The organism is Parafilimonas sp., assembly GCF_051953455.1.
In the GTDB taxonomy this organism is placed as follows: Bacteria; Bacteroidota; Bacteroidia; order Chitinophagales; family Chitinophagaceae; genus Parafilimonas.
In genome coordinates, this window is record NZ_JBQCIT010000031.1 from 138935 (window position 1) to 154711 (window position 15777).

Genomic DNA, 15777 nt, shown 5'->3' on the forward strand with positions numbered 1-15777 from the left:
CAGTTTACATGGCGGCATAGGTGTTGAACGAAAATAGCATACGTTAAAACACCTGATATGTTCCGCAATCATTTTAAAACAGCCTGGCGCAATTTGATGAAGTATAAATTTATTTCCTTCATCAACCTCTTTGGCCTCACTATCGGCTTAACCTGCTGCCTGCTTATTCTTACTTATATTTTAAATGAATTAAGTTATGATAAGTATAATAAAAATGCTGACAGGATTTATCGTGTAACACGTACTTTTTATGATGGCAATCATAAAGAAATGCTTAACCTTAGTACAGTTGCACCACCATTTGGATATTATCTTCCAACAGATTTTGCTGAAATAGAAAAGATGACCCGTTTGCTGAACAATGGTACAACGCCGCTTCGCTATAAAGACAAATTATTAAATGAACCCAATGTTTATTTTGCTGATGAAAATTTATTTGATGTATTTACGGTTGACGTTTTAAAAGGGAATCCGAAGACCGCATTGAACGATCCTTTTTCTGTAATGCTTACGGAAGAAACAGCAAAAAAATATTTTGGTAATGAAGATCCGGTTAATAAAGTTATTCGTGCCAATGATCAGTTTGATGTGAAGGTAACCGGTGTTTATAAAGACTTCCCTTCTAATGCGCACATTCATCCTAATATATTAGTGTCATTTAATACGCTGAAAGATTCTGCTGTTATCGGGGAAGAGAATTTACGAACCAATTGGGGTAATAATTCATTCTTTACTTATATCCTGCTTCCTAAAAATTATAATATAGAAGGTATGAAGAAAAGATTCCCTGCATTTCTTGACAAGCACATGGCTGGTCAGTATGGACCGAATCAACCTTCAAAATTTACAAAGCTTGACCTTCAGAAATTAACGGACATTCATTTATACTCCCATACAGATTTTGAAGCAGAGCCAAATGGGGATATAAACCGCGTATATATTTTTTCAGCCATTGCCTTATTTATATTGTTGATAGCATGTATTAATTATATGAATCTTTCTACTGCACGTTCTGCATTGCGTGCAAAAGAAATTGGTATAAGAAAAGTTGTTGGTGCACGAAAAAAAGAATTGATAATACAGTTTTTAGGCGAATCCGTTTTATTAACATGGTCTGCTATTATTATTGCATTTGTATTATTATACTTACTTCTGCCCTGGCTGAATAAAATATCGTCACAAAATCTTTCTGTAAGTATTTTATTTAAATGGCAAATTTTAGTTCCATTGTTTTTAGCGCCATTTGTGGTGGGTATTATTTCAGGAATATACCCTGCACTATTTATGTCATCTTTCCAGCCTGTAAAAACCTTAAAAGGATTGTTTAAGGTTAGTGGTACCAGCATTAGCTTTCGCAAGGTGCTTGTGGTAACGCAGTTTGCCATTTCAATCATTCTGATTATAACAACCGTTGTTGTGTTTCAGCAATTGCGGTACATGCAAAACGCATCGCTGGGTTATGATAAAGATCATTTAATAACGATGGCTTATAATAATCAATTGAATGATCAATACGAAGCATTCAGAAATACTTTATTACAAAATTCAAATATTAAAGCTGTAGGACGTTCGTCCAGAATTCCAACGGGAAGATTGCTGGATGGAATGGGCGCACAGGTACCGGGCAATGATTCTATGGTTCCGGTAAAAGCCGACATTCGTTTCCTCGCAACAGATTACGATTTTATACCGGCATATAGAATTCCATTGGCAGCGGGCAGAAATTTTTCACGCAGTTATGGAACTGATACATCCAATTTTATCATTAACGAAGCAGCAGTGAAAGCAATAGGATGGAAATCGAACGACCTGGCAGTTGGCAAAGATTTTAAGTATGGTCAATTTAGCGGTCATATAATTGGCGTGGTAAAAGATTTCCATTTTGAATCATTACATGAGGCTATAACGCCTTTGGTTTTTGTTTTGCCGCCGCCAAGCCAGGGTTTTTATAATACCATTTCTATAAAAATTTCGGGAAAAAATATTGCATCATCTTTAGAAACAATAAAAGATACCTGGCAAAAATTTCTACCTCAACTCCCCTATCAATATTCATTCTTCGATGAAAATTTTGCGAAGCTATACGATGCTGAACATAAACAGGAAACCATATTCACTACGTTTGCATTCATTGCTATTTTCATTGCATGTCTTGGGCTATTCGGACTTTCTGCATTTGCCATTTCGCAGCGTGTAAAAGAAATTGGTGTACGAAAAGTGTTAGGTGCAAGCACAACAACCATCGTAGGTTTATTATCAAAAGATTTTTTAAAGCTTGTTTTAATTGCTGCTGTTATTGCATTTCCTATTGCCTGGTATGCCATGCATAACTGGCTGCAGGATTTTGCTTACCGTATAAACATTCAATGGTGGGTATTCATTATTGCTGCAATTATTGCGGCATTAATTGCATTGATAACCGTTGGCATGCAAGCCATAAAAGCGGCGACAGCAAACCCGGTGAAGAGTTTGAGAACGGAATAAAACCCATCCAAATCTTCCCGGAGGTAAGGCTTTGTGAGAGCCTTACAAAATATTGAACAACTATAATTATCATCGTCTAAAAAGCCCTCTCTTTGGAGAGGATTTAGGAGAGGCTTCAATGCTCAAAAATTATTTCACCATCGCTATCAGAACACTTTGGAAAAACAAAGTGTTTAGTGTCATCAATGTGCTTGGTCTTGCAATAGGCATCAGTGCATCGCTGGTAATTTATCTTTTGGTAAATTATCATTTCTCGTTCGACAAATTTGAAAAAGATAATGACCGTATTTACAGGGTTGTATCCAATTTTAGTTTTTCTGGTGAAGTGTATCATAATTCAGGTGTTACGGTTCCAATGATTCCGGCAGTACGCAAAGAAGTTACAGGAATTGATGCAGTTGTGCCTTTTCGTACATGGAATGGTGATGCAAAAATTAGTGTGCCGCTTGATAAAAAAGAACCGAAGGTTTTTAAACATCAGCAAAACATAATTTTTGCAGACAGTAATTATTTCAATTTAATTTCTTATATATGGATTGCAGGCTCACCAAAAACTTCCTTACTCAATCCATATCAAACAGTACTGACAGAATCAAATGCAAAACTTTATTTTCCAAACCTTAGCCCAACGCAGGTTGTGGGAAAAGAAATATTTTTTAATGATTCGATAAGAGCAACCATTACAGGAGTTGTAAAAGATATAAAAGAGAATATCGACTTTACTTTTAAAACTTTTATGGCTTATGCCACAATGGAAAAGACTTCTTTAAAGCCTGAAAACTGGGGAAGTTGGGATAATACAAACGGCGCTCAGCAATTGTTTGTAAAACTTTCTCCCGGCACAAGCGCTGTACAAATTGAAAAGCAAATTGCACGGCTCTATAAAAAATATGCTAAACAAAGTCCAGACGACCACAGTAAAACATGGCACACGCTGCAACCTTTGAGTGATCTACATTTTAATGCTGATTACGGCGCTTATGATTTACCAACCGGAAATAAATCAACACTCTATGGCTTGCTTGCTGTAGCAGCATTTTTACTCATACTGGGCTGCATTAATTTTATTAATCTTACCACTGCACATGCTTCACAACGAGCAAAAGAAATAGGCATTCGTAAAACAATGGGCAGTTCGAAAAAGCAACTCATTGTTCAATTTCTTTCAGAAACTTTTTTGCTTACATTTCTTGCAACTGTATTATCAGCAGCACTCACACCTCTTTTATTAAAAGCTTTTTCAGGATTTATTCCTGAAGGTCTGCATTTCAATTTAACAGAGCAGCCAAACATTATTCTATTTCTTGTATTATTAATGATTGTGGTAACACTACTCTCCGGTTTTTACCCTGCTCTTGTTCTTTCAGGATACAAGCCTGTACTCGTTTTAAAAAACCAGGCATATGCAAATACAGGTAAAACACGTAATGCATGGCTGCGTAAATCATTAACTATATCGCAGTTTGTAATTGCACAGGTCTTTATTATGGCAACCATTCTTGTAAGCAAACAAATTCATTACTCATTAAACAAAGACATGGGTTTTAAAAAAGAAGCCATTCTTTATTTCAATACCAATTATTATGACACTGTTCGCAATCACAAGAATGTATTAATGGATAAGCTTAAAGCCATACCCGGACTTGAAATGGTTAGCTTGTGTACCAATCCGCCATCATCAGGCAGCACATGGAGTGGCACTATGAAATATAAAGATGGTAAAAAGGAAGTTGAAACGGATGTACAGCAAAAGTTTGGAGACAGCAATTACATAAAATTGTACCAGTTAAAATTATTGGCAGGAAAAAATATTGCTGCAACAGATACGGTAACATCATTTCTTATAAATGAAACGTACGCACATATTCTTGGTTTTCAAAAACCGGAACAGGCAATAGGAAAATATATTGAATGGGAACGGAACAAGCAAATACCAATATCAGGTGTTGTATCAGACTTTATTCAGAAATCTTTGCACGAGCCTGTGAAGCCATTGATAATAGGAAGCTGGAATAATGTTGAGCGGAATTTCAGCATTGCACTGCAGCCCCAAAATGAAGATGGCACGGCATGGAAAACTACTATGAGCAAAATAGAAAAAGCTTTTAAAGAAGTTTATCCTGAAGATGATTTTGATTATAGTTTTTTTGATGAAGACATTGCAAAATATTATGCGGCTGAACAAAATATTGACAGCCTGCTAAAATGGTCAACTGCACTTGCCATTTTTATTAGTTGTCTTGGTTTGCTGGGTTTGGTTATTTATACAACCACCCAACGCACAAAAGAAATTGGTGTAAGAAAAGTGTTGGGTGCATCGGTATCGCAAATTGTTTCACTCATCTCAAAAGATTTTATTCTGCTTGTATTGTTTGCGTTTGTAATTGCGGTTCCGCTCGCCTGGATTGGTATGAATAAATGGCTGCAGAATTTTGCATTTCGTACAGATATAAGCTGGTGGACATTTTTATCAGGCGGCGTTATAATGATTGCAATAGCATTGCTTACTCTCGGCTTTCAAACAATAAAGGCAGCAATGGCAAACCCGGTGCAATCATTAAGATCGGAATAGTATAATTGAGTATTCAACTGAAAAATTCAATTCGCAGAAGTTAAGCATTAAATAAAGCATGGCGTAGTGAATATTTAAGAATTAAACCTAAAGCAAAACATATCGCATCCTCAATAATAACATTCACGTACATAAAAGAGCAAAGCCCTTATAATAAATTATAAAAGCTTTGCGTGCACGATTAAACCAAAAATTTAATCCTTATGTGAGATGTAGTTTCTGTTTATTTCAATAAGAAACTGGAATCTGTGGGCTGTGTAGTGTCGCTTGGAACTGTATCAGTAGGCGTTGTATCGTTTGCGATATACACCTTATTATCCACAGGAAGCGTAGTATGATTAGAACTTGCTACTGCTATACCCATTGCACTCATTACAACGGCTGCTGAAAAAAGAAACTTTTTCATATTAATAGATTTTTTAAGATTAATAAATGGAATTAATAATTGGACTCAGCCCTATTTCAATAAGAAACTGGAGTCTGTGGGCTGTGTTGTGTCACTCGGAACTGTATCTGTCGGAGTAGTATCATTTGCGATATACACCTTGTTGTCAACAGGAAGCGTGGCATGATTTGAACTTGCTACAGCTATGCCCATTGCACTCATTACCACTGCTGCTGAAAAAAGAAACTTTTTCATAGTTTAACATTAAAATTTTAAATGATTAATTAAATTACCGAAACCTGTATGGGCTTATTTCAATAAAAAGCTGGAGTCCACAGGTTGTGTTGTATCACTCGGTGTAGTGTCGCTGGGTGTAGTATCATTTAAGATATACACTTTGTTATCAATTGGGCGCGTAGCATTATGATTTGAACTTGCCACTGCTATTCCCATTGCGCTCATTACGATTGCTGCTGAAAAAAGGAACTTCTTCATAGTAAAAATGTTTTTTAGTTATTAAAGTTTAGCGGGCATGTAAATACAAGTACTTTGCCAGTTTTACATGAACGTATTTTTTTAGCGGCCTTTAAAAGAATGAGGGCAGAAATACACAAAAATTTTTTCACTAATATGAATATATAAGTGATTGAAATATGCTGAATAATACATGATTCATTTTATCATGATATAATTAAAATAATATGAAATAAAATTTCTTTTTACGTTTTATAACTTAGCGTTTATGCCTTTTAAATTAGCAGCACCTTATACACCCGGCGGTGATCAGCCTGAAGCGATACGCCAGTTAACCGAAGGAATTAATAGCGGAGAGCAATATCAGACATTATTAGGGGTAACAGGCAGCGGTAAAACCTTTACTATGGCCAATGTTATTCAGAACGTTCAGCGGCCAACGCTGATATTAACGCATAATAAAACACTGGTGGCGCAATTATATGGAGAGTTCAAACAATTCTTTCCTGATAATGCAGTTGGATATTTTGTTAGCTATTATGATTATTATCAGCCTGAAGCTTACATGCCTGTTAGTGATGTTTACATTGAAAAAGATTTAAGCATTAACGAAGAGCTGGATAAACTTCGCCTGCAGGCAACAAGCGAACTGCTCACTGGCCGCAGGGATATAATTGTTGTAGCCAGCGTGAGTTGTATTTATGGTATCGGCAATCCTACCGATTTTGAAAATGGTATTGTGCGCATAGCCAAGGGACAAACCATTTCGCGGCAGGGCTTTTTACATTCACTTGTTAACAGTTTATATAATAGAACACAGGTAGAATTTAAACGCGGCACCTTTCGCGTTAAAGGCGATACGATCGACATTAACCTGCCGTATGTTGATTATGGTTATCGCATTACTTTTTTTGGAGATGAAATTGAAGAGATAGAAACGATTGATGTAAACACCAACAAAAGAATGATGAAGGTGGAGAATGCGGCCATCTTTCCCGCTAACTTATACCTTGCCCCAAAAGACATGATGCAAACCATTTTATACGAGATACAGGATGAAATGCGTTTGCAGACCGAATACTTTAAAAGCATTGGTAAATTAATAGAAGCGCAGCGTTTAAAAGAAAGGGTTGAATATGACCTGGAAATGATTAGAGAGCTTGGCTTTTGCAATGGCATAGAAAATTATTCAAGGTTCTTTGATAGAAGGCAGCCCGGTACAAGGCCTTTCTGTTTGCTGGATTATTTCCCAAAAGATTTTCTTACCATTATTGATGAAAGCCATCAAACCGTACCGCAGATTGCCGGTATGTATGGCGGCGACAGAAGCCGCAAATTAATATTGGTGGAATATGGTTTCCGCCTGCCATCGGCACTGGATAACCGGCCGTTGAATTTTCACGAATTTGAAAACTTAACGGGCCAGACTGTTTATGTAAGCGCCACGCCGGGCGAATATGAATTAGAGAAATGCGGCGGTGTTGTTGTTGAACAGGTGGTAAGGCCAACGGGCTTATTGGAACCGCCTATTGAAATCCGCCCATCGGTAAACCAGATAGATGATCTACTGGATGAAATTGATAAGCGTGTAAAAAAGGGTGACCGCGTGCTGGTAACCACCCTAACCAAGCGTATGGCGGAAGAAATGGATAAATACCTGCAGCGCATCAACATCAAATCAAAATATATACACAGCGATGTTGATACATTGGAACGTGTTGAAATATTAAGGCAGTTGCGGCTGGGCGAAATTGATGTATTGGTAGGCGTAAACCTTTTGCGTGAAGGCCTCGACCTTCCGGAAGTTTCGTTGGTCGCTATTCTTGATGCCGATAAAGAAGGTTTCTTACGTAATGAAAGATCGCTCACGCAAACGGCCGGCCGTGCTGCCCGCAATGTTGACGGGCTCGTGATTTTCTATGCAGATACCATGACAGAAAGCATGCAGAAAACAATTGATGAAACCAATCGCAGGCGTGAAAAACAGGCGGCGTATAATACGGAGCATAATATTACGCCGCGTACTATTAAGAAAACAAAGGAAAATGTATTTGCACAAACATCAGTGCTTGATATAAAAGGTTTCGATGCAAAAAATCCTTATGCCATACAGGGCGATGAAGATATTGTTACAACATCAGCTGCTGAAGAACAGGTGATTTATAAAACCATTCCGCAAATGGAAAAAGCCATCAATAAAATTAAAAAAGATATGGAGAAAGCGGCCCGCGACCTGGATTTTATAGAAGCAGCAAAACTGCGTGATGAAATGTTCCGCATGCAAAAAGAACTTGAAGCAATGAAATAGCCTTCAACAATTAATATATTCGCAGATATACTTTCCATCAACAATACATATGCACGCATCAAAACTTGTAGTTTTTATAGGCTTGTTATGCTTGGTTATAACAGCCTGTAATAATAAAACAACTTACGATACCATCATCCGCAACGGGCTTATTTACGATGGCAACGGCGGCGAACCTTACCAGGCTGATGTGGCTATAAATGCTGATACCATTGCCTTCATCGGCGATTTAAAAAATGCTTCTGCAAAAAATGAAATCGATGCAAATGGTAAGGCCATTGCTCCCGGTTTTATTAATATGCTTAGCTGGGCAACAGAATCTTTGATACAGGATGGCCGTTCACAAAGTGATATACGGCAGGGCGTAACGCTGGAAGTGATGGGTGAAGGAAGCAGCATGGGCCCTTTAAATGCCACCATGAAAAAACAAATGCAGGAAGGCCAAAGTGATATAAAATATAAAGTTGAATGGAATACACTGGGCGAATATTTGAATTACCTTGAAAAGAAAGGTATCAGTTGCAATGTGGCTTCATTTATCGGCGCCGGAACAGTAAGAACTTATGTTGTGGGCGAAGATAACCGCGCTGCAACGCCCGCTGAATTAGACAGCATGCGCATGCTGGTAGCTCAGGCCATGCAGGAAGGCGCTATGGGCGTTGGGTCTTCCTTAATTTATCCGCCTGATTTTTTTGCCAGCACCAATGAACTGATTGCTTTATGCAAAGAAGCATCAAAATATGGTGGCATGTATATCTCGCACATGCGCAGCGAAGGCAATAAACTGAATGAGGCAGTGGATGAATTAATAACCATTGCAAGGGAAGCAAATATTCCGGCAGAAATATATCATCTTAAAGCAGCCGGTAAAAATAACTGGCCTAAAATGGATAGCGTTATAAAACAGGTTGAAACAGCCCGTGCTTCCGGCTTAAAGATAACGGCTGATATGTACACTTATCTCGCTGGTGCAACGGGTATGACGGCGGCATTTCCGCCTTCGCTGCAGGATGGCGGTTTTGGAAAACTTTGGCAACGCCTGCATGATCCTGCCATAAGAAAACAAATGGCGAAAGCCATGAATACCGATGCAAAGGATTGGGAGAACTTATATTATGGCGCAGGCAGTGCAGATAATGTTTTATTGCTTGGGTTTAAACAGGATTCTCTTAAAAAATATACCGGCAAAACCTTAGCTGAAGTGGCTGCTTTGCGCGGCAAAACGCCCGAAGAAACAGCAATGGATTTAATTGTTGAAGACAGTACAAGAATTGGTGTTGCTTATTTTTTAATGAGTGAAGACAATGTAAAAAAACAAATGGCTTTGCCCTGGGTGAGTTTTGGAAGTGATGAAGGTTCTTATACAAACGAAGGAGTTTTTCTTGAATCAAACGCGCATCCAAGAGCGTATGGAAATTTTGTAAGGGTATTGGGCAAATATGCAAGGGATGAAAAAGTGTTAAGCCTGCAACAGGCGGTTTACCAGCTTGCAAAACTGCCGGCCACCAATTTAAAACTGAAGAAACGCGGCGAATTAAAAGTAGGCAATTATGCAGATGTAGTTGTGTTTGATGCGGCAACCGTTACAGATCATGCTTCCTACGAAAAACCACATCAATATGCAACCGGCATAACAGATGTTTGGGTAAATGGCGTACAGGTTTTGAAAAACAACGAGCATACCGGTGCAACACCTGGCAGGTTTATTAAAGGCCCGGGATATAAACAATAAATATTTTTATGGATATAGAAACACTCCGTGAATATTGCCTTTCAAAAAAAGCTGTAACAGAAGATTTTCCTTTTGGCGAAACAACGCTGGTATTCAGGGTAAAGGAAAAAATATTTTTATTGGTAGCGCTGGATGCCGATCCTTTACAATTTAATGCCAAATGCAATCCGGAAAAAGCCATAGAATTGCGAGAAGAATATGAAGCCATCCAGCCCGGCTATCACATGAATAAAAAACATTGGAACACCATTTTAATTGATGGCAGCATTTCATCAAAACTCATAAAAGAAATGATTGACGATTCTTATAACCTCATCGTTCAATCGTTACCAAAAAAAATAAAAGATAGCTTATAAATTTTATAACTGTGATCATTCTTTACCTCAGCATCATTTTTTCAGGATCCCAGGTAAGTAGTTTATCTTCAAAATAACTTTCATTACAGGCAAGGCATGGAGAGGTAGTGCGGAAGCCAAATACTGCACCTTCTACTAGTATTTTAAAGATAGGCAGTAATCTATATTGGTTTTACTTTCTTCAGGATGTACTGTATTTAAAAAGCCTTAGTCTATCTTTGACAATAATGCAACCGGTAATAGAGGTAACCAATCTTTCCAAGGCCTATAAAAATCTGAAAGCGGTTGATGCACTTTCATTTACCGTACATGCCGGTGATGTATATGGTTTTCTCGGGCAGAATGGCGCCGGCAAATCTACCACTATCCGCATGCTGCTGACGTTAATACAACCAACCTGCGGCGATATACGCATGTTTGGCCTGAATTTAAAGGATCACCGTAATAAAATATTACGCAATGTTGGCGCCGTTATAGAAAAACCAGATGTTTATAAATATCTATCCGCATATAATAACCTGAAACTGTTTGCCCGTATGAGCGGCATCCATCCGGCAGAAAAAGAATTAATGACGCAATTAGACAGGGTTGGGCTTAAAGACAGGGCAAACGACAAAGTACACACTTACAGCCAGGGCATGAAACAACGGCTGGGCATCGCCATTGCCCTGGTACATAATCCGCAGTTAATCATATTAGATGAGCCTACCAACGGGCTTGATCCGCAGGGCATTGCCGATATAAGAAATTTAATTCTGCACCTGAGTCATGAATTGCATAAAACCCTCTTGATTTCTTCTCACCTGCTGAGCGAAATGGAACAGGTGGCCACCAGATTATTAATTATTGATAAAGGGAAAAAACTGGTTGAAGGCGCTGCCGCCGACTTATTCGACCCTGCGCAAACTTTAATTGAATTACAAACGCTGGATAACGAATCGGCGCGCTCATTTATTGAAAACAGTGTATGGCAAACTGCTTTGCAACCCCGCCGCAACAACCATATTTTAATAAAAATGCACCGTGATAAAATTCCGGCTTTTCATGTGTGGCTGGTGCAGCAAAACATACAATTGATTTCATTACAGCCGAGACACTCACTGGAAGATTACTTTTTACAGATAACAAGCGGACAACAACATGTGGCAGCTTTTACAAATTGAGCTATATAAAATTTTTCACCGGCCAAGAACCTACATTGCCTTTGGCGCTATTGCTGCATTAATTATTTTATTGCAGTTTGGCTTTAAAGTAGACGGGCAGGAATACGCCGACTTTATGCTGCAAAGCCTTGGCAATTTTGAAATTGAAGGCAAGCTCCTGAATGGCTATATGGTTGGTTATATTATTTTACAGTTGTTGCTGGTACATGTGCCATTGCTGGTTACATTAATCGCCGCCGATGTTATATCCGGCGAGGCCAACAGCGGCACATTAAGGTTGCAGTTTTCAAAACCGTATAGCCGCACTTCGGTTATCATGGCAAAATTTCTGGCAACATCTGTTTATACTTTATTACTATTAATTTGGGTAGCCATACTGGCATTATTCGTAAGCATATTCATATTCGGCACAGGCGATCTGTTTTTAATGAGAAGCGATTACATTGTTTTAATAAAGCAAAACGATGTATTCTGGCGCTATTGCTGTGCTTTTGGTTTTGCCTATATAGCACTGCTTACGGTAGCAGCGCTCGGCTTTTTCTTTTCTGCTTTTGCAGAAAATTCTATAGGCCCCATTATTACAACCATGAGCATTATTATTTTATTTACAGTATTGGGCACCTTAAACCTGCCTGTATTTGAAACCATTAACCCGTATTTATTTACAACACGCATGGTAATATGGAAAGAATTTTTTGACGAAAAAGTTACTTCCAATAATGAAGCCATTGCAGGCAGTATTAATGATTTAACAACTATAATAAACGCGTTAATTGTATTGGCTGTTTATATTGTTGCCTTATTAAGTGCCACTGTTTTTATAATGAAGCGAAAAGATATTCTCAGTTGACGAAATAAAATGTATAATTAATAAAAATGAAATCAGGTTTAAAGATATTGCTGCTGTTATTGGCTGTTCACTATGGCTCTTTTGGTTTTGCGCAGGATGCTACAGCGCTTATAAATAAAGTAAAAGCAAAGATTGATAAGGTAAATGATTATACAGCAAAAGGTGTATTAAAAACGGATGTTGCCTTTATAAAAGCACCGGTAAGTAATGTGATTGTTTATTTTAAAAAACCAAATCGTTTCAGGCTTATCAAAAAAGGCGGCATCTCTATATTACCTAAAGGCGGTGTTAGCGTAAATATGGGCACCATTATCGGCACGGATAATTTTACAGCGTTAGATGCAGGTGAAGCCATCATCAATTCAATAAAAACAAAAGTAGTAAAGCTGTTGCCCGGTGATGATAACAGCAACATCGTACTTTCTACCTTGTATATTGATGAAGCAAAACTTTTAATAGTAAAAGCAATTACCACCACGCGTGAAAACGGTACCTACGAACTTTCAATGAAGTATGGAAAATATGCAGATTATTCGCTGCCTGATAAGATTGATTTCAGTTTCAATACCAAAGAATATAAACTGCCAAAAGGAGTAACGCTTAATTTCAATGAAAATCCATCGTCCGAAAAAGAAAAACTAAAAAACAAAAAAGGAAGTATTGAAATATCGTATGCTTCCTACATAATTAATAAAGGTATTAACGATGCCGTGTTTTTGCAATAAACTGGAGTTCTGCAAGCAGCTGCACTATCAATAACTCGTTTCATCAAGTTTTACTTTTCCTTTAAAAGTCCAGAAAACAAAGCCGGTGTAAATAAGTACCAGCGGTGTTCCTATTAAAGCTATCAGTAACAGTATGCCCATTGTTTTGGGTGATGAGGCGGCATTGTTAATGGTAATACTGTAAGCGGGATTATTGCTCGCATATAACAGGTTGGGAAAAACTTCTATGGCCACAGCAATTAATAAACAGGCAATGGTTACCGATGAGCTGATGAATGCATACCGGTATTTTGCTTTCTTTAATTGCCGCGGAATATTGGCAATAGCTAAAAACATAATCAGCGGAAAAATAAAATAAGCCGGGTTACTTCTTATCCTGTCGCTCATGTGCGGTACATATAATAGTGTGTAAAGCGTAGTTAATGCAAAGGCGATGATAAAAAATATTGCAAAGTTTTTAGCCAGTATGGTAAGCTTGGTGTACAGGCGGTTCTCTGTTTTCATAGCTAGAAAAATAGCCCCATGCATCATAAATAAACCAAGCGTGGTTACAGCAACCAGTATAGAAAAAGGGTTAAAGAAGGTAAGCATGCTGCCGGTGAACTCCTGCCTTTCGTTCAGAGGCAGTCCAAAAGCGACATTGCCCAGCATTAATCCCAGTGAAAGTGTTACCACAATACAGGCAAAAGAATAAATAAAATCCCAGGTAAACCGCCATTTTAAACCAGGTTCTTTACTTCTGAATTCAATAGCTACAGCCCGCCAAATCAATCCTATTAAAAATATAAATGCCGGCAAATAAAAAGCAGAAAATACGGCCGCGTAGGCAACCGGGAAACCGGCAAATAAAGCGCCGCCGCCAATTACCAGCCATACTTCATTGCCATCCCAAACCGGGCCTATGGCATTCATGGCAATGCGCCGGCTCGTTTCCTTTTTAAGAAAAAGATGCAATGCACCGGCACCCAGGTCAAAGCCATCCAGGATAGCATATCCTGTAATAATTGCGCCAAAAACAAGAAACCACCAGCTGTTATAATCAATGCCTAAAAACATGTTATTGGTTTGTTGCGGTTACCATTGGATTTTCACGAATGCCAAAATGATCATCTTCCTCCTCTCCTTCTGTTTCATGCGGTTCGGGACCCTTTTTTATCTTCCTGTTCAGCAGGTATAAAAACAATACAAATAAGGTTGCATATACCACCGTAAACATAATGAGTGATATCAATATTTCATTTGCCTTTACTGCTGCCGATAAAGCATCCGAAGTTTTTAATAAGCCATATACTACCCAGGGCTGCCGGCCCATTTCGGCTGTAAACCAGCCAACCTGGTTGGCAATTTGCGGCAGTAAAACACTCCAGGCAAAAACTGTCATCAGCCAGCGTTTATCAAACAGCTTTCCTTTCTTCCACTGCCAGCAGGCATATACGGTAAGAAAAATAGATGTCATACCGATTATGATCATGATATGGTAAAACTGGAATATGGCATTTACCTGGGTTGGCCGTTCCGCCGGCTTGATGGCATTAAGGCCGGTAACCGGTTTGGAAAAATCTCTATGCACCAAAAAACTTAATCCACCGGGAATACTTATGCCGGAAGTTGTTTGCTTTTCTTTATTAACCCATCCAAATAAATACATGGGCGCCACGGCACTGCTATCAAAATGCCCTTCCATAGCAGCCAGTTTTGCGGGCTGGTTTTTGGCAACACCGTCGGCACTAATGCTGCCTGCAATTAATTGCGCTATTGAAAAAAAAGCTGCCACAGCCAACGCAATTTTAAACGCAGGCTTTGCTATGGCAAGATGCTTTTGTTTTAAAATATAATAAGCATTTACACTCAGTACGAGGAATGCGCCGGCTAGAAATGCACCAAACCATACGTGCGTTAATCTTTCAACGCTGGAAGGATTAAACACCATAGCCCAGAAATCGGTAATCTCTGCGCGTGCATTCAACCCCTCACCTACAATGTGAAAACCTGCCGGTGTTTGCTGCCAGCTGTTGGCTACCACAATCCATACAGCGCTGAACAATGAACCCAAAAAAACCATAATGGTTGAAATAAAATGCACAGTTGAACTAACCCGGTTCCAGCCAAAAATCAATATGCCCAAAAAACCACTTTCAATGGCAAAAGCAAAAATGCCTTCCGCTGCCAGGGCGCTTCCAAAAACATCGCCCACATATTTGGAATAGGTTGCCCAGTTGGTACCAAACTCAAATTCCATAATGATACCGGTTGCAACACCCAGCCCGAATATGAGCGCGAATATCTTTATCCAGAAACGCGTCATGTCTTTATATTCCTGGCGCTTTGTTTTCACATAAAGCCCTTCCATTATCACCAGTATTAATCCCAAACCAATGCTAAGCGGCGGATAGATATAATGAAATGAAATGGTGAAAGCGAATTGTATGCGTGCAAGAATTTCGGTGCTCATGATGTGTAATAAGCTTTAGATTAGAATGCACTAAGGTGATGCAAAAGTATTAACTACTGCTCACTAATACGTATTAATTGTAAGCTTACGTACTATTATGGCCGGCTATCTTAATTGATAGTTTTTCCGAAAATAAAATGGGACAGAACTTACGGATTCTTAAGATATCATAAGCGAACAATTAATTGATTTCACCGCCGTTAATTAAATTGTTGGACACCTATGCAAAATTTTTTTAGGAGTTTTACATTTAGAGAATGGATGATCGCAATAATT

The 15777-nt window shown here is 38.6% G+C and carries 12 protein-coding genes; 8 read left to right on the forward strand and 4 right to left on the reverse strand.

Annotated features, from left to right (window positions below):
- Positions 1-57 precede the first annotated feature (57 nt).
- Both ACTHN6_RS12315 and ACTHN6_RS12320 read left to right on the forward strand, forming a co-directional pair.
- Entirely contained in the window at positions 58-2484 is a 2427-nt protein-coding gene (locus ACTHN6_RS12315) for an FtsX-like permease family protein (RefSeq protein ID WP_440436065.1), read from the forward strand.
- A 52-nt stretch (positions 2485-2536) separates the two neighbouring features.
- Positions 2537-5056, forward strand: a complete 2520-nt coding sequence (locus tag ACTHN6_RS12320; RefSeq protein ID WP_440436066.1) for an FtsX-like permease family protein — start codon at positions 2537-2539, stop codon at positions 5054-5056.
- Between the two features lie 223 nt (positions 5057-5279).
- Here ACTHN6_RS12320 and ACTHN6_RS12325 read toward each other — a convergent pair whose 3' ends face one another.
- Both ACTHN6_RS12325 and ACTHN6_RS12330 read right to left on the reverse strand, forming a co-directional pair.
- Positions 5280-5462, reverse strand: coding sequence for a hypothetical protein (locus ACTHN6_RS12325; RefSeq protein WP_440436067.1), 183 nt, complete (start codon positions 5460-5462; stop codon positions 5280-5282).
- A 288-nt stretch (positions 5463-5750) separates the two neighbouring features.
- Positions 5751-5936 carry a hypothetical protein gene (locus tag ACTHN6_RS12330; protein WP_143075735.1) on the reverse strand — a complete coding sequence of 62 codons (186 nt, stop codon included), beginning with the start codon at positions 5934-5936 and terminating at the stop codon, positions 5751-5753.
- Positions 5937-6183: 247 nt separating this feature from the next.
- Here ACTHN6_RS12330 and uvrB point away from each other — a divergent pair, with 247 nt between their 5' ends.
- The 6 genes from uvrB to ACTHN6_RS12360 all read left to right on the forward strand — a co-directional run bounded on the left by uvrB (position 6184) and on the right by ACTHN6_RS12360 (position 13049).
- Complete coding sequence (uvrB, locus tag ACTHN6_RS12335) at positions 6184-8223, forward strand: excinuclease ABC subunit UvrB (protein ID WP_440436068.1); 2040 nt, start codon at positions 6184-6186, stop codon at positions 8221-8223.
- Between the two features lie 49 nt (positions 8224-8272).
- Positions 8273-9955 carry an N-acyl-D-amino-acid deacylase family protein gene (locus ACTHN6_RS12340; protein ID WP_440436069.1) on the forward strand — a complete coding sequence of 561 codons (1683 nt, stop codon included), beginning with the start codon at positions 8273-8275 and terminating at the stop codon, positions 9953-9955.
- 8 nt (positions 9956-9963) lie between these two features.
- Positions 9964-10311: an MmcQ/YjbR family DNA-binding protein gene (locus ACTHN6_RS12345; RefSeq protein ID WP_440436070.1), complete on the forward strand. Its 348-nt coding sequence runs from the start codon at positions 9964-9966 to the stop codon at positions 10309-10311.
- Between the two features lie 227 nt (positions 10312-10538).
- Positions 10539-11474 (forward strand): ABC transporter ATP-binding protein, encoded by a 936-nt coding sequence (locus tag ACTHN6_RS12350; protein ID WP_440436071.1) that lies wholly within the window; start codon positions 10539-10541, stop codon positions 11472-11474.
- Positions 11452-12324, forward strand: coding sequence for an ABC transporter permease (locus tag ACTHN6_RS12355; protein WP_440436072.1), 873 nt, complete (start codon positions 11452-11454; stop codon positions 12322-12324). The genes ACTHN6_RS12350 and ACTHN6_RS12355 overlap by 23 nt, the downstream gene beginning before the upstream one ends.
- Positions 12325-12350: 26 nt before the next feature.
- Positions 12351-13049: a LolA family protein gene (locus ACTHN6_RS12360; protein ID WP_440436073.1), complete on the forward strand. Its 699-nt coding sequence runs from the start codon at positions 12351-12353 to the stop codon at positions 13047-13049.
- Positions 13050-13076: 27 nt separating this feature from the next.
- Here ACTHN6_RS12360 and cydB read toward each other — a convergent pair whose 3' ends face one another.
- Entirely contained in the window at positions 13077-14105 is a 1029-nt protein-coding gene (gene cydB / locus ACTHN6_RS12365; protein WP_440436074.1) for a cytochrome d ubiquinol oxidase subunit II, read from the reverse strand.
- Between the two features lies 1 nt (position 14106).
- The gene (locus ACTHN6_RS12370; RefSeq protein ID WP_440436075.1) at positions 14107-15501 is read right to left on the reverse strand and encodes a cytochrome ubiquinol oxidase subunit I; all 1395 of its coding nucleotides are present in this window, start codon (positions 15499-15501) and stop codon (positions 14107-14109) included.
- Between the last annotated feature and the right edge of the window lie 276 nt (positions 15502-15777).